Origin of the sequence: Serinicoccus sp. CUA-874, from assembly GCF_001942225.1 — a bacterium.
Taxonomy (GTDB): Bacteria; Actinomycetota; Actinomycetes; order Actinomycetales; family Dermatophilaceae; genus Ornithinicoccus; species Ornithinicoccus marinus.
Window position 1 is genome coordinate 56,939 of sequence record NZ_MKJZ01000004.1, and the last position, 15,081, is coordinate 72,019.

At 71.8% G+C, this 15,081-nt stretch carries 13 protein-coding genes and 1 pseudogene; 12 read left to right on the forward strand and 2 right to left on the reverse strand.

Annotation, left to right across the window (positions count from 1 at the left end; genetic code table 11):
- The first annotated feature begins 60 nt into the window (after window positions 1-60).
- Together BJF80_RS01895 and BJF80_RS01900 are read left to right on the forward strand one after the other, a co-directional pair.
- Entirely contained in the window at window positions 61-969 is a 909-nt protein-coding gene (locus tag BJF80_RS01895) for a PH domain-containing protein (protein ID WP_075811019.1), read from the forward strand.
- A gap of 7 nt (window positions 970-976) precedes the next feature.
- Entirely contained in the window at window positions 977-1,396 is a 420-nt protein-coding gene (locus BJF80_RS01900; protein WP_237767382.1) for a tetratricopeptide repeat protein, read from the forward strand.
- Window positions 1,397-1,512: 116 nt separating this feature from the next.
- On the opposite strand, the gene BJF80_RS01905 is transcribed toward BJF80_RS01900, so the two are convergent.
- Window positions 1,513-3,123 carry a dolichyl-phosphate-mannose--protein mannosyltransferase gene (locus tag BJF80_RS01905; RefSeq protein ID WP_083673397.1) on the reverse strand — a complete coding sequence of 537 codons (1,611 nt, stop codon included), beginning with the start codon at window positions 3,121-3,123 and terminating at the stop codon, window positions 1,513-1,515.
- A gap of 97 nt (window positions 3,124-3,220) precedes the next feature.
- Between BJF80_RS01905 and BJF80_RS01910 the strand changes: the two genes are divergently transcribed.
- From BJF80_RS01910 to BJF80_RS01930, 5 genes and pseudogenes are all read left to right on the forward strand, one after another.
- Window positions 3,221-3,922 carry a succinate dehydrogenase cytochrome b subunit gene (locus BJF80_RS01910; RefSeq protein WP_075811021.1) on the forward strand — a complete coding sequence of 234 codons (702 nt, stop codon included), beginning with the start codon at window positions 3,221-3,223 and terminating at the stop codon, window positions 3,920-3,922.
- A 19-nt stretch (window positions 3,923-3,941) separates the two neighbouring features.
- Window positions 3,942-5,945 carry a fumarate reductase/succinate dehydrogenase flavoprotein subunit gene (locus BJF80_RS01915; protein WP_075811022.1) on the forward strand — a complete coding sequence of 668 codons (2,004 nt, stop codon included), beginning with the start codon at window positions 3,942-3,944 and terminating at the stop codon, window positions 5,943-5,945.
- Window positions 5,942-6,693: pseudogene (locus BJF80_RS01920) on the forward strand (succinate dehydrogenase/fumarate reductase iron-sulfur subunit). Before BJF80_RS01915 ends, BJF80_RS01920 begins: the two are co-directional and overlap by 4 nt.
- Window positions 6,694-6,770: 77 nt before the next feature.
- The gene (rsmI, locus tag BJF80_RS01925; protein ID WP_237767383.1) at window positions 6,771-7,619 is read left to right on the forward strand and encodes a 16S rRNA (cytidine(1402)-2'-O)-methyltransferase; all 849 of its coding nucleotides are present in this window, start codon (window positions 6,771-6,773) and stop codon (window positions 7,617-7,619) included.
- Between the two features lie 95 nt (window positions 7,620-7,714).
- Window positions 7,715-8,155, forward strand: a complete 441-nt coding sequence (locus tag BJF80_RS01930; protein ID WP_075811023.1) for a hypothetical protein — start codon at window positions 7,715-7,717, stop codon at window positions 8,153-8,155.
- On the opposite strand, the gene BJF80_RS01935 is transcribed toward BJF80_RS01930, so the two are convergent.
- Window positions 8,146-8,757, reverse strand: coding sequence for a DUF4126 domain-containing protein (locus tag BJF80_RS01935; protein ID WP_075811024.1), 612 nt, complete (start codon window positions 8,755-8,757; stop codon window positions 8,146-8,148). The two genes, BJF80_RS01930 and BJF80_RS01935, sit on opposite strands and share 10 nt — an antisense overlap.
- Window positions 8,758-8,942: 185 nt before the next feature.
- Here BJF80_RS01935 and BJF80_RS01940 point away from each other — a divergent pair, with 185 nt between their 5' ends.
- The 5 genes from BJF80_RS01940 (at window position 8,943) to BJF80_RS01960 (ending at window position 14,897) form a co-directional block, all read left to right on the forward strand.
- The gene (locus tag BJF80_RS01940) at window positions 8,943-9,785 is read left to right on the forward strand and encodes a peptidoglycan-binding domain-containing protein (RefSeq protein ID WP_075811025.1); all 843 of its coding nucleotides are present in this window, start codon (window positions 8,943-8,945) and stop codon (window positions 9,783-9,785) included.
- 83 nt (window positions 9,786-9,868) lie between these two features.
- On the forward strand, window positions 9,869-10,351 hold the full coding sequence (locus tag BJF80_RS01945) for a SigE family RNA polymerase sigma factor (RefSeq protein WP_158068453.1): 483 nt from the start codon (window positions 9,869-9,871) through the stop codon (window positions 10,349-10,351).
- A 347-nt stretch (window positions 10,352-10,698) separates the two neighbouring features.
- The gene (locus BJF80_RS01950; protein WP_075811027.1) at window positions 10,699-11,745 is read left to right on the forward strand and encodes a hypothetical protein; all 1,047 of its coding nucleotides are present in this window, start codon (window positions 10,699-10,701) and stop codon (window positions 11,743-11,745) included.
- Window positions 11,746-12,049: 304 nt separating this feature from the next.
- A complete protein-coding gene (metG, locus tag BJF80_RS01955; protein ID WP_075811028.1) occupies window positions 12,050-13,882 on the forward strand; it encodes a methionine--tRNA ligase in 1,833 nt (610 codons plus the stop codon).
- Window positions 13,883-14,051: 169 nt separating this feature from the next.
- On the forward strand, window positions 14,052-14,897 hold the full coding sequence (locus tag BJF80_RS01960) for a TatD family hydrolase (protein WP_075811029.1): 846 nt from the start codon (window positions 14,052-14,054) through the stop codon (window positions 14,895-14,897).
- Window positions 14,898-15,081: the final 184 nt, after the last annotated feature.

The following is a 15,081-nucleotide window of genomic DNA, read 5'->3' on the forward strand; positions in this document are numbered from 1 at the left end:
CTGGCTGCGGTATGCGCCGTTCAGCCTGTCCAGCCTCGTCGTCGTCGCGGGTGCCTCGGTGTGCTCGGCCAGTTCGGCGACGACATCCCCGTCGACGAGGTCGCCGTCGCCGAGGGCGCCTGGGAGTGGGTGGTGGCCCAGGCCGTCGCCGTCCTGGTCCTCGGCGCGCTCGCGATCCTGCTGATCAGCTGGCTCCTCGTGTCGACGATCTCCTACGTCATCACGTGGTGGAACCTCCGCCTGGTCCGGGAGGGCGGCGGCAAGATCCGGCTCACCCGGGGGCTGTTCACCACCAGGAGCCAGACCCTGGAGAGCGGCAAGATCCGCGGCGTCCTGATGACCGAGCAGTTCCTGCTGCGCTTCGTGCGCGGCGGAGAGCTGGCCGCCCTCGCCACCGGGGTCGGTGCGGGCGGCAGCGTCAAGCTGCTCCCCCCGGCGCCCCGCCGGGTGGTCCAGGACGTCGGCCACCAGCTGCTGGGCGAGGACGGCCCGCTCACGATGCCGCTCGTCGGGCACGGGCCCCGGGCCCGGCGCCGGATCCACGTTCGGCGCCAGTGGGGCAGCCTCGTCCTGGCGGGGCTGGCGTGCATACCGACCTTCGTCCTCGACGTGTGGATCTTCGAGGCGCTGCCCTGGTGGGGGCCGCTCGCCGTGCTGGCCGTCGTCGTCCTCCTCAACCTGCTGATCGCCGAGAGCGCGTGGCGCAACCTCGGGCACGGGCTCACCGACGGGCACGTGATCGTGCAGACCGGCGCCGTCATCCGCAGCCGCGAGGTGCTCGAGCGGGCGGGCATCATCGGGTGGACCCTCGACCAGAGCTTCTTCCAGCGCCGCCTCGGGCTCGCGGACCTCACCGCCACCACCGCAGCGGGCAACGAACAGTTGTTGGCGCCCAACATCCCGGTGCCGCTCGCGGTCGACCTCGCCGACCGGGCCACCCCGGGAATGCTCGACGGCTTCCGCGCGTAGGAGGAGCATGGGCGACTTCGAGGACATGCTGCGGGGGCTGGACGGGACCGGCGCCGACGACCCACGGGGTGAGGGACGCGATGACGCGGTGTCGCTGCCGTCGGACGAGCAGCTCGACGACCACGCGCGCTACGACCGGGCGACCTTCGCCTTCGAGACCAAGGACTACCTGAGGGCCGCTGCCCTGCTCGAGCCGCTGGCGCAGGCGGACCCGGGCAACGCGGAGGTGCGCCTGCTGCTCGCGCGCAGCTACTACCACTCCGCGCGGCTGGGCCCGGCGGAGACCGAGCTGCGGGCCATGGTCGAGCGATGGCCGAGCGACGCCTACGCCCACCTCGTGCTGGCCCGGACCCTGCAGCGCGCGGGCCGCGCCGAGGAGGGGGCGCCGCACCTCAAGATGGCCGAGGCGATGGGGCTGGATGTCTGAAGCGACCGCCGAGCCCCGTCGAGTGGCCCACTCAGGGGCCGGAACCGGGTCGCTTTCGCCGCACGACCGGGCCATCGGGCGACTGTTCCGCCCTGTGACGGCCCCGCTGGCTGCCCTCAGGTCCAGAAGTCGAACCACATGCGTAGGTTCCACGCCTCGCGCGGGATCGTGATGGCGGTGTGCACCGGCCAGTACCACGCGAAGCAGGCCGCGGCCAGCGTCAGGTAACCGATCACCGCGACCGCGCCCCAGCGGCGGCGCGCCGGTGAGGCGTCGGCGCGGCCGAGCACCAGCCCGAGGCAGCACACCACGACGAGCACCAGCCAGGGCACGAAGGCGACCGCGTAGAAGCTGTAGACGGTCCGCGTCTGGTAGAGGAGCCACGGCAGCCAGCCGGCGACGATCCCGGAGAGCGCGGCGCCCGCCCGCCAGTCCCGCCCCAGCAGCCACAAGAACGCCACGACCAGCAGGCCGACCGTGCCGCCCCACCAGAGCACGACGTTGCCGAGCGAGGCGATGTACTCCACGCACTCGGCGGCCTCGCACCCCTTCTCGCCCTGCTTCGGCCACTCGGCGTAGAAGAGCGTGGGCCGCCACTGCACCGTCCAGCTCCACGGGTTGGACTTCCAGGCGTGGTCGTTGGCCAGGTCGATGTGGAAGTTCCACTGCTCCTGGTGGTAGGCCCACAGCGAGCGCAGCGGGTCCGGCACGAGCCCGACCAGGCTGCCCGACGGAGCCGGGTTCTCGGCCGCCCACTGCCGCTTCCACCCCCCGGCGGTCGCGAACCACCCGGCCCAGCTCGCGACATACGTGAGCAATGCGGTCGGCACCATGAGCAGGAAGGCGGGTATGCCGTCGCGCACCACCGTGCCCGCGCGCCAGTCCCGCGCCCCGGCGGCCCGGCGAGCGCCGAGGTCCCAGGCGACGGTCATCAGCCCGAAGACGGCGAGGAAGTAGAGCCCGGACCACTTGGTCCCGATCGCCAGGCCCAGGCATACCCCCGCGGCCAGGCGCCACCACCGGATCCCGAGGCTGGGCCCCCACCAGCGGCGGGCGCGCGCCCAGGGCGACCGGGGCACGCTCACGCCGGGACCGTGCGTGCGCTCCCACCACGGCCCCCAGCGCGCGGCGAGCCGACGGCGCCCCTGCTCCCGGTCCAGCAGGAGCAGGACGAAGGCCAGGAGCACCCACCACATGAGGAAGATGTCGAGCAGCCCGATGCGCGAGGACGCGAAGTGGTGCCCGTCGACCGCGAGCAGGGTCGCGGCGCTGATCGCCAGCAGCGCGTTGCGCCACAGCAGCCACGCCGCGACGCCGAGCAGCGCGATCGACAGCGTCCCGACGGTGGCGGCCGACAGCCGCCAGCCGGTGGACGACTCGGGCCCGGTGACGAGCTCGCCGAGCCCGATCATCCACTTGCCGACGGGCGGGTGGACGATGAGGTCGGGCTGGTCGCCGAAGACGTCCGGGTCGCCCGCCGTCCAGAGCGCGTCCGGCTCCTCCAGCCCGCTCTTGATCTCCCGCTCGTGGCCGAAGCGGATCAGCGACCACCCCTGCTTGACGTAGTAGGTCTCGTCGAAGACGAGCCGGTCGGGGTAGCCGAGTCGCCAGAAGCGCAGCGCCCCGCCGACGACGGTCAGCAGCAGGATCCCGAGCGCCGCGGCACGGCGTTGCGAGGTGAGCGTCGCGGGCGCCGGGCCGAGCAGGCGCGCCCGCAGTGACTCCATACCGGTCATCGTAGGTGCTGACCCGGGACGTCCCGGGTGCCTGCCGGGGGTGCAGGGCCGAGGGGAGTCGCCGCAGGTCGAGCGCTAGGATCAGGGGGTGGCCACCTCAACTGCTCCCAGGCAAGCGGCCCGCACGGGCCCGCCGAGCATCCTGCTGAAGACCGTCGTCGCGGTCACCGGGCTGCTCTTCGTCGGTTTCCTGCTGGTGCACATGTACGGCAACCTCTTGATCCTCGTCGGGCCCGAGGCCTTCGACGAGTACGCCCACCACCTGCGGACCTTCGGTGAGCCGATGATCCCGGAGAAGGGCGTGCTCTGGGTGGCGCGGATCGGGCTGCTCGTCTCGGTGCTCCTGCACATCTGGGCGAGCATGACGTTGTGGCGCCGCGCCGGGGGCGCGCGCACCACCCGTTACGCGGGCAAGAAGAAGACCTCCTACGGCACGTTCTACGCCAAGGCCATGCGCTGGGGCGGGCTGGCGCTGCTGGCCTTCGTCGTCTTCCACATCCTGCACTTCACCACCCAGACGATCACCATCGACGGGGCCTACGCCAGCCCCGCCGAGCGGGTCATCAGCAGCTTCAGCGTCTGGTGGGCGGTGCTCATCTACGTCGCCGCGATGTTCTTCCTGGGGATGCACCTGCTGCACGGCGTCTGGGGCGCGGCGATGACGCTGGGGCTCAACACCTCGCTCAAGCGGGCCGAGCAGATCCGCTTCACGGCGATCCTGGTGGCGACGGTGGTCGTGGTCGGCTTCCTCATCCCGCCGTTGTCCATCCTGTTCGGCATCATCGACTGACGTGATTGAGGAGCGCAGCATGAGCGACACGCTGACCGAGACCGAGCCCGACCAGGACTCGTCGCTGGTGAACGGCCTCTACCGCGAGGGTGCCCCGGTCGCCGACAGCAAGGCCCCGGGCGGGGACATCTCCGAGACCTGGACCAACCGCAAGTTCGAGGCGGCCCTGGTCAACCCGGCCAACCGACGCAAGCTCTCGGTCATCATCGTCGGCACCGGGCTGGCGGGGGCCAGCGCGGGCGCGACGCTGGGCGAGGCGGGCTACCAGGTCAAGTCGTTCTGCTACCAGGACAGCCCGCGCCGCGCGCACTCCATCGCGGCGCAGGGCGGCATCAACGCGGCGAAGAACTACAAGGGCGACGGTGACTCGATCCACCGCCTCTTCTACGACACGGTCAAGGGCGGTGACTACCGCTCCCGCGAGACCAACGTCTACCGCCTCGCCGAGGTGAGCACCGACATCATCGACCAGTGCGTCGCGCAGGGCGTGCCGTTCGCCCGCGAGTACGGCGGTCTGCTCGACAACCGCAGCTTCGGCGGTGTCCAGGTCTCCCGCACCTTCTACGCCCGCGGCCAGACGGGCCAGCAGCTGCTCATCGGGGCATACCAGGCGCTGGAGCGGCAGATCGCGGCCGGCACCGTCGAGATGTATGCCCGGCACGAGATGCTCGAGCTCGTGGTCGTGGACGGCAAGGCGCGCGGCATCATCGCCCGCGACATGGTCACCGGCGAGATCGAGACCCACCTCGCCGATGCGGTCGTGCTGGCCTCTGGCGGCTACGGCAACGTCTTCTTCCTGTCCACCAACGCGATGGGCTGCAACGTCACCGCGAGCTGGCGGGCGCACCGCAAGGGCGCCTACTTCGCCAACCCCTGCTACACCCAGATCCACCCGACCTGCATCCCGCAGAGCGGTGACCATCAGTCCAAGCTGACCCTGATGAGCGAGTCGTTGCGCAACGACGGCCGCATCTGGGTGCCGAAGAACGCCGAGGACTGCGACAAGGACCCGCGCGAGATCCCCGAGGAGGACCGCGACTACTACCTGGAGCGGATCTACCCCGGCTTCGGCAACCTCGTGCCCCGCGACATCGCCTCCCGGCAGGCCAAGAACATGTGCGACGAGGGTCGCGGCGTCGGCCCCGCCGTCGACGGTGTGCGGCGCGGCGTCTACCTCGACTTCGCCGACGCCATCGAGCGCATGGGTGAGGACGCCGTCCGGTCCAAGTACGGCAACCTCTTCGACATGTACGAGCGCATCGCCGGAGAGAACCCCTACCAGGTGCCGATGCGCATCTACCCGGCCGTGCACTACACGATGGGCGGGCTGTGGGTCGACTACGACCTGGAGTCCTCGATCCCGGGGCTCTTCGTCACCGGCGAGGCCAACTTCTCCGACCACGGTGCCAACCGGCTCGGTGCGTCCGCGCTCATGCAGGGTCTGGCCGACGGCTACTTCGTGCTGCCGAACACCATCCGTGACTACCTCGCCAAGGGCCCGTTCCCGAAGATCGACGACGATGACCCCGCCGTCGTCGAGTCGCAGCAGGCGGTCACCTCGCGCATCGAGCGGCTGATGAGCATCGACGGCACGCGGTCGGTCGACAGCTATCACAAGGCGCTCGGCAAGATCATGTGGGAGCAGTGCGGCATGGAGCGCTCGGAGGAGGGGCTCAAGGGGGCGATCGAGGAGATCCGCGCCCTGCGCGAGGACTTCTGGTCCAACGTGCGCGTCCTGGGTAGCGCCGAGGGGCTCAACCAGAGCCTGGAGAAGGCGGGCCGGGTCGCCGACTTCCTCGAGCTCGGCGAGCTCATGTGCGTCGACGCGCTGCACCGGCGCGAGTCGTGCGGGGGTCACTTCCGGGTGGAGAGCCAGACCGAGGACGGCGAGGCGTTGCGCCACGACGACGACTTCGCCTACGTCGCCGCCTGGGAGTGGGGTGGTGACGAAGGTGCCCCGGTGCTGCACAAGGAGGACCTCGTCTACAACTTCATCGAGCTGAAGCAGAGGAGCTACAAGTGAGGATCGCGCTGAAGATCTGGCGCCAGGAGGGTCCCGCCGACACGGGCCGGATGGTGGACTACCGGCTCGACGAGGTGAGCGAGGACAGCTCCTTCCTGGAGATGCTGGACCTGCTCAACGAGGGGCTCATCGCCGACGGCGAGGAACCGGTCGCCTTCGACTCCGACTGCCGCGAAGGCATCTGCGGCATGTGCGGCGTCGTCATCAACGGCGAGGCGCACGGCCCCGAGCGCACCACGACGTGCCAGCTGCACATGCGCAGCTTCAACGACGGCGACGAGATCGTCATCGAGCCTGGCGCGCGGACGCCTTCCCGGTCATCAAGGACCTCTGCGTCGACCGCACCTCCTTCGACCGGATCATCCAGGCCGGCGGCTACATCTCCGCCAACACCGGCTCCGCCCCGGACGCGCACGCGACCCCGGTGCCCAAGGAGGACGCCGACCGCGCTTTCATGGCCGCCGAGTGCATCGGCTGCGGCGCCTGCGTCGCGGCCTGCCCCAACGCCTCCGGCATGCTCTTCATGGGAGCCAAGGTCACCCACCTCGGCGAGCTGCCGCAGGGCCAGCCCGAGCGCGACGCCCGGGTGGTCGCCATGACGGCCCAGCACGACCTCGAGGGCTTCGGCGGCTGCACCAACCTGGGCGAGTGCACCCGCGCCTGCCCCAAGGGCATCCCGCTCAACGTCATCGGCCAGCTCAACGGCGACTACCGCCGGGCCGGCTACGGCGCCTCCGCCGGCGACTGAGCGTCGTCCGCACCCTCATGGACACGGGTGTGTGGGGCGCGTCCTCGCAAACCTCTGTCCAGAACGGGGAAGTGCGCGTGCTGACTGAGGACCGCGCGGCGCTGGTCCTGGCCGCCACCCCGATCGGGGACTCCCGCGACGCCAGCCCGCGCCTGCTCGACGAGCTGACCAGCGCCGGCGTCGTCGCCGCCGAGGACACCCGCCGGCTGCGCCGGCTGACCGATCGGCTCGGGATCGAGGTCGGTGGCGAGGTCGTGAGCTACCACGAGCACAACGAGGCATCCCGCACGCCCGAGCTGGTCGCGCGGATCGAGGGCGGTGACCGGGTGCTGCTCGTGACGGACGCCGGTATGCCCTCGGTGTCGGACCCCGGCTACCGCCTGGTCCAGGCGTGCGTCGCGGCCGACGTCCCGGTGACCTGCGTGCCCGGCCCGTCGGCGGTGCTCATGGCGATCGCGGTGAGCGGCCTGCCGGTCGATCGCTTCTTCTTCGAGGGTTTCCTGCCGAGGAAGGCCGGGGAGCGCGAGCGCGTGCTGTCCGAGGTCGCCGACGACCCGCGCACGATGGTCTTCTTCGAGGCGCCGCACCGGCTCGCCGCGACCCTGACCGCCATGGCGACGGTGCTCGGCGAGGACCGGTCCGCCGCCGTCTGCCGGGAGCTGACCAAGACCTACGAGGAGGTGCGGCGCGGCACGCTGGCCGAGCTCGCGGCCTGGGCCGCCGACGGGGTCAAGGGCGAGATCACCGTGGTCGTGGCCGGTCGCCCGCGGGGAGCGGCGGCGACCACCGACCCGGCCGACGTCATACCCGAGGTGCGGGAGCGGGTCGCCGCCGGGGAGCGGCTCAAGGACGTCACTCGGGACTTGGCCGGGCGGACGGGCCTGTCCGCGCGGGCGATCTACGACGAGGCCATCCGCTCCCGCTGAGCACGGTGCGGCCCCTGGTGGGGCGGGCAAGCCCGTGGTTGACTGTGCCCCGGCCCGTACCGTGACGGGCTCGGACTCCACGACGAGAGGCACGCATGCGGTTCAACTGGATGGCGATCCTGGGGGGCCTGGCCGGTGGCGTGCTCGCCGGCCTGGTGGCGGTCTACGCCACGACGCAGGTGCTGCCGGGCGATGCCGGTGACCCTACGACGTGGTCGATGGTCTGGTGCGGGGTCGTCGCCGCCATCGGCGGGGCGCTGGGGGTCGCCGCCGGGTGGTTCGTCAACGGTCGACGGGCCCGCGGCCTGGGCGGCATCGCCGCCATCACGACCCTCCTCGGCACCCTCGTCGGGACCTATGCCTGGTCGCGCAGCGACGCCGTCCCCGAGCGGGCCTGGCCCTTCCTCGTCGGCGTCATGCTCATGCTTGGCGCCGGGCTGGTCGTGCTCGCCGCTGTCTGCGGCCTGACGGCCGCGCTGCTGCGCCCGCAGTCCCTCGACGACGAGATGCACCCGGCCCCGCGCGATCAGCTGTAGCCGGCGTCCGCCATCAGCTGGTCCCGGTGACGCCTGCGGGCGCGGCTGCGCCGCCACAGCACGACCCCGCCCCACAGGAGCAGCAGGAGCAGGAAGATCACGAGGACCGGCAGGAAGATCGCGACGAGCGACAGGGTGACCGCCGCACCGTCCTCGGCGGCCGAGACGACCGGGGTGCCCATGCCCGCCGTGCCGGCGTTGACGACCGGGCGGCTGACCGCCTTGCCGGTGTGCACGATCCCGGCGGTGATGATGCCGAGCAGCACGCCCACCCAGGGGTTGTCCTGCATGAAGGACGAGCCCTGCTCGAAGTCCTCGGCCGCCGTGGTGGCGGCGAAGATGAGGCCACCGGTCGCCGGGCGCACGAAGGTGCCGACCGCGTCGTTGATGTGGTCTACGAGCGCGACCTTGTCGAGCACGACCTCCGAGAGCAGCAGCACGGCGGCGATGCCGATGGCCCAGTTGGACTCGATCCAGGCGTACTGGTGCGGCAGATTGATGACGTCGGTGAAGCGTGCGATCAGCGCGACGAGGATGAACGGGATGTAGGCGTTCAGCCCCGCCGCAGCCGACAGGCCGGCTCCGGTGAGGGCAGCGAGCACGTCATGGCCTCCTGACTCGGGCGACCCCCGGCGGGAGCCGTCGCCACCAGTGAACCACGCGGCATACGGGCGGGTCCCCTCCTGCCGGCCGAGGACCGGTCGGGTCGACGAGGTATCCAGGGGGCGGCAGGATCCTCCGACCGGCAGAGGCCGTCGCACCGTGCCCGGCCGGAGAGGCAGCGATCATGAACGTCGAACCGTGGAGGGACCTGTCCCCGGGGGACGCGGCCCCGCTCGTCGTGCGAGGTATGCAGTTCCTCCTGCGGGAGCGCGGCGCGTCCCTCGTCGTCGACGGGCTCTTCGGGCCCCTGACCGCGGCGGCCGTCGCGGGCGTCCAGTCCGACCACGGGCTGCCCTCCACGGGTGACGTCGACACCTCGACCTGGGTCCAGCTGGTGGTGCCCACCGGTCCCGGATCGGTCGGCGACGCGGTGCGCGGGGTGCAGGGCTTCGACCCCGCGGCGCAGGTCGGCGCGCCCGCGCTCGCGGTGGACGGGGTGTACGGGCCGGACACCGCCGCGGCCGTCGCCGAGTTCCAGCGGCGCTGGGGGCTGACCATCGACGGGCTCGCCGGCCGGGAGACGTGGTCGTTCCTCTCGACGATGCGCGCCGGCAGCCAGGTGTGGGGCATGGCCAAGGTCGGCCACACCCAGGCGGTGAACTGGCGGGTCCGGGCGGTGCAGCACCTGCTCGTCGACCACGGCGCCTCCCTGGCCGTGGACGGTGACTACGGCCCGTTCACGGGGGAGGCGATGCGCTCCTGGCAGCAGACGCAGCGGGCGACCTTCATCTCCACGACGTGTGGGCAGCTCGACTGGCCGGGGCTGACGCGGACGGCGCGGCTCGGGGACACCGGTGACCACGTGCGGGCGGTGCAGTCGATGCTGCCGGGGCTCGCCGAGGACGGCGCCTTCGGGCCCCTCACCGACGCCGCGGTCCGGGACTTCCAGGCCATGTTCGCCCCGCCGGCCGACGGCGTCGTCGGCCCGCTGACCTGGCGCGCGTTCACGGTGCCGAAGGGGGAGTAGCGGCGCCACGGCATACCGGCCGACCCCACCTCCCGGCCCTCCGGGCCGTTGAGGGGATGACAGGGTGTCGAGCAGGAGGCGGTATGCGGTCCACGCACGAGCAAGAGTTCGCGGAGTTCTTCGACTCCCGCTCCTCGCGGTTGCTCAGCGCGGCCTGGATGCTGACCGGCGACGGGCACGTGGCCGAGGAGCTCGTCCAGGAGGCGATGGCGCGCACGTATGCCCGCTGGTCGCGCGTGCGTCGCGGGAACCCTGCCGCCTACACCCGGCGGACGATCGTCAACCTGCACACCGACCGCTGGCGCAAGCGGCGCCGCGAGGTGCTCACCGACGCGGTGCCCGAGCGGGCCACGTCTGACGACCCGATGTCGGTCGACCTCGTGCGGGCCCTGGCCCGGCTGCCGCGGCGGGAGCGCGAGTGCGTCGTGCTGCGGCACTACCTGGACCTCTCCGAGGCCGAGACCGCGCGCACGCTGGGCGTGGGCGTCGGCAGCGTCAAGAAGTACGCCATGAACGGTCGCCGCGCGCTGCGCGACCTGCTGGAGGGAGTGGAGTCCCATGACTGAGGCTCGTCAGGACATCGACGAGGTCGTGGCGCTGCTGGACCGGGCCGGCGGCCACGCCCCACCGCTGCACGTGTCCCGCGAGGACGTGGTGCGTCGGGGCGGCAGGATCCGTCGTGGTCGTCGGGTCGCCGCTGTCGCGTCGGCGCTCACCGCGGCGGGAGTGCTGTGGCTCGGGTGGGCGGTCGCACCGTTCGGCGAGGACCCGACCACGGCACCGGCCGAGGTCACCTGGTCGGACGTCGACCTGGACGGCCGCCTCTTCGGGCTGTCGGGTGAGACCTCCTGGAGTGCCGAGCTGCGGACGTGGACGGGAAGCCGCATCCGGAGCTCGTCTCTCGCGAGACGGGGTGGTCCTGCCCGAGCCGCTGGAGGCGCAGGACGGGCCGGGAGACATCCAGATGTTCCGCACGGACGGGCTGACGGTCGCGGTCTGGCTTCACACCGAGGACGACACCGGAGGTCAGGTGGCCTGGGGAGGCCAGTGCCTCCTGTGCACCGGCGGCGCTGCCGAGAGTGGCGGGACGAGCATCGGGTACGCCGCGTCGGCAGGGGTGGGGTCCGGGGACCCCGCAGAGCTGTACGTCATGACCGAGGGCGCGGTCACCACCCTGGATGGCCGCGACGTCCCGTCCCTGGAGCTCGCGGTGGAGGAACGTCGCTTCGTGGTCTTCCTGGACCAGCGGGCGGGCCTGTGGGGTGTCCACGGACCGGACGACGCAGACCGCATCGACGTGGATGCCGTCCACGGCGGCGCCGGCAGCATCAGTGGTGGTGACGGCCCGGCCCCGTGGGTGGTGTCCCTCATCCCGCCTGACGCCGAGGCCGTCCTGGCAGGGGGCGGGGTCGAGGGTGCATCGGCGGAGCTGACGGGGCACCAGGTCCTGGTCGCCGTCGGCGACGGGACCGCGACGCCCGAGGTCGAGGTGGTCATCGACGGGGAGCGGCAGGCGCTCACGTCCTACGTCCATGCCCAGGCGACCGAGGCCGGTGTCGGAGACCCGCCGGTCACCTGGAGATCCACCGTCGAGGGCTTCCTGTGGCTGGATCAAGGGTCCAGCACCGAGGCGCTGTCGGTCGAGGAGGAGCTGGCAGACGGACGGGCCGTCCTGCTGCCGGTGGCTGGCGGCACCCTCGTCGTGGTCGGCGGCTGGGAGCCTCGCGCGGGGGAGGTCGCCGTCCGCATCGGCGACGACGCGGGTGGTCGCTGGGAGGCCGCCACCTCGGTACGGGTGCGCGAGCTCGTCGACGGCCGGCCGGTGACCGTCCTGGGACTTCCCGAGCTGTCGGCGACCGAGCAGGCGCAGGTCACCGATGTCGGCACGGTGCCAGGAGGAGCGCGCGACCCCGAGCCCCTGGGGCTCACTGACGTCCAGGTGGTCCCGCTCGGCGACTGAGCGGCGGTGCCGGAGGAGCGGCGCGACGGCATACCGGACTCGGCACGTCACGGAGATCCCAGGGGTCACTCGCGCATCCCCGTGCGGGGATCTGCACGGATGACGGAGAAATACCGGCGGCATCGGTGACTTTCCCCGCCTCCTGCGACGGGTGTGGCTCACGTGACCTGCGTGAGCACCGGAGGCCGATCGCCGCCCGCGCCCCGGCCGATCGCCGCCCGCGCCCCGAACGAACGCCGCCCGTGCCCGGGACGACGCCGGGACGGGGAGGGTGCCCGCCGGGGCGCACCTAGACTGGTGACCCATGAGTCACGTCCTGTCCGCGGTCGCCTGGCCGTATGCCAACGGCCCGCGCCACATCGGTCACGTCGCCGGCTTCGGGGTGCCCTCCGACGTCTTCAGCCGCTACATGCGGATGGCCGGGCACGAGGTGCTCATGGTGTCGGGCTCGGACGAGCACGGGACGCCGATCCTGGTGCAGGCGGACAAGGCGGGGCAGAGCCCGCAGGAGTTCATCGACACCAACCACGCGCTCATCGCGGCCGACCTCACCGCGCTCGGGGTGTCCTACGACCTCTACACCCGCACCACGACCGCCAACCACGACGACGTCGTGCAGCGGATGTTCCTCGCCTGCCACCGCAACGGCTACCTCATCGAGCAGACCCAGCAGGTCGCGATCAGCCCCTCGACCGGCCGGACGCTGCCGGACCGCTACATCGAGGGCACCTGCCCGATCTGCGGGTATGCCGAGGCGCGCGGCGACCAGTGCGACAACTGCGGCAACCAGCTCGACCCGGCCGAGCTGAAGGACCCGCGCTCCAAGATCAACGGCGAGACGCCGGAGTTCCGCGACACGCAGCACTTCTTCCTCGACCTGCCGGCGCTCGCGGACGCGCTCGGGGAGTGGCTCGACGGGCGCGAGGCCAGCGGGCTGTGGCGGCCCAACGTCATCCGCTTCTCGCAGAACATCCTCTCCGAGATCCGGCCCCGGCCGATCACCCGGGACATCGACTGGGGGATCACCATCCCGCTCGACGGCTGGCGGGAGAACCCGACGAAGAAGCTCTACGTCTGGTTCGACGCCGTCATCGGCTACCTGTCCGCATCGGTGGAGTGGGCCCGGAGGCTGCCGGGCGACCAGGGCGAGCGCTGGCGCGAGTGGTGGAACGGCGCAGACGCGCTGACGTACTACTTCATGGGCAAGGACAACATCACCTTCCACTCCCAGATCTGGCCGGCCGAGATGCTGGCCCACAACGGGCAGGGCGGCAAGGGTGGCGAGACCGGTCCGTTCGGCGAGCTCACCCTCCCGACCGAGGTGGTCTCCAGCGAGTTCCTCACCATGGAGGGTCGGCAGTTCTCCACCTCGCGCAACGTCGTCATCTACGTCCGCGACGTGCTGGAGCGCTACCAGCCCGATGCGCTGCGCTACTTCCTCTCCGCCGCCGCGCCGGAGACGGCCGACTCCGACTTCTCCTGGCCCGAGTTCGTCAAGCGGACCAACACCGAGCTGGTCGCGGGCTGGGGCAACCTGGTCAACCGGACCGCCTCGATGATCGCGAAGAACTTCGGCGAGATCCCCGAGCCCGGTGACCTCAAGGACGTCGACCGGGCCCTGCTCGACCAGGTCCGTGAGGGCTTCGGCACGGTCGGCGGGCTCATCGCGACCCACAAGCAGAAGGCGGCGCTGGCCGAGGCGATGCGGCTGGTCGGTGAGGCCAACGCCTACGTCTCGACCACGGAGCCCTTCAAGCTCAAGGGGGACGACCAGCGCGAGCGCCTGGCGACGGTGCTGCACACCCTCGCGCAGGTCGTCGTCGACCTCAACACGATCCTGTCGCCCTACCTGCCGCACAGCTCGACCGCCGTGCACCGGGCGCTCGGCGGCGAGGGCGACTTCCAGCCGATGCCGCGGCTGGAGACGGTCGCCGACCTCGACGACAGCTCGCGGCCGGACTACCCGGTGATCACCGGCGACTACTCCGCCGCGCCGCGCTGGGAGCACCGCCCGGTCGAGGTGGGTGCGCCGGTGGCCAAGCCGTCGCCGATCTTCACCAAGCTCGACCCCTCGGTGGTCGAGGAGGAGCGGGCCCGGCTGGGGCTGGTCGACGAGCCCGCCGGCGCCGCGGTATGACGCCCGCGCGCCGCCGGCCCGACCTGGGCAAGGCTCTGCACCGCCGGCCCGACCTGGGCGAGGCTCTGCACCGGAAGCACGGTCGAGAAGGGCGCATCGGGTGCACAACCTTGCCCAGGTCGATGATGGCGTCGCCGCGGCAGGTCGTGCGGTGAGTGACGGTCGTGCGGTGAGTGACGAGCGGCTGGCCGACCGGCCGCCGGCTCCTGACCCGCTGCCGATCGCGGTGGCGGACAACCATTGCCACCTCGACAGCCGCCGGGAGGGTGCCGAGCTGCTGCCCGTCGAGCAGGTGGTGCGGGAGGCAGCCGCCGTCGGGGTGGACCGGCTGGTGCAGATCGGCTGCGACATCGAGTCGGCCCGGTGGACGGCGCAGGTCGTCGACGAGCACCCGGCCCTGCTCGGCGGCGTCGCCATCCACCCCAACGAGGCCCCCGGTCACGAGGCCGCCGGGGACCTCGACGCGGTGATCGACGAGATCGGCGCGCTGGCGGGGCATACCCGGATCCGGGTGATCGGGGAGACCGGCCTGGACTACTTCCGGACCGGCGAAGAGGGCGTCGCCGCGCAGCAGCACTCCTTCCGCCGGCACATCGCCCTGGCCAAGCAGCTCGGCCTCGCGCTGCAGATCCACGACCGGGACGCCCACGACGACGTGCTGCGCATCCTCGCCGAGGAGGGCGCACCGGAGAAGACGGTGCTGCACTGCTTCTCCGGCGACATGGAGATGGCGAGGGAGTGCGTGCGGCGCGGCTACTACCTGTCGTTCGCGGGCACGGTGACCTTCAAGAGCGCGAAGGACCTGCGCAACGCCCTGGCGGTGACGCCCGTCGAGCACCTGCTCGTCGAGACCGACGCGCCCTACCTCACCCCGACGCCGCACCGCGGCCAGGTCAACGCGCCCTACCTCGTCCCGCTCACGGTGCGGGCGATGGCGGCGACGCTCAACACCTCCGTGCCGCAGCTGTGCGAGGCCCTCTCGGCGACCAGCGAGGCGGTCTACGGCCCCTGGTGAGGCGACGCGCAAGCCCAGGAGACGTGCCGCCTCGGCCTGGCGGAGGTCAGGAGCGGCACCAGCACCAGCGTGGCAGAACCTCGCGCGCCCCGGCGAGAGGAGGCTCAGGGTGCCTCCGAGCCTGGCGGAGCACCCCGGTGCGGAGAGGTCGGGGTGGGACGTCGGGTGAGAGGATGCCGGGCGT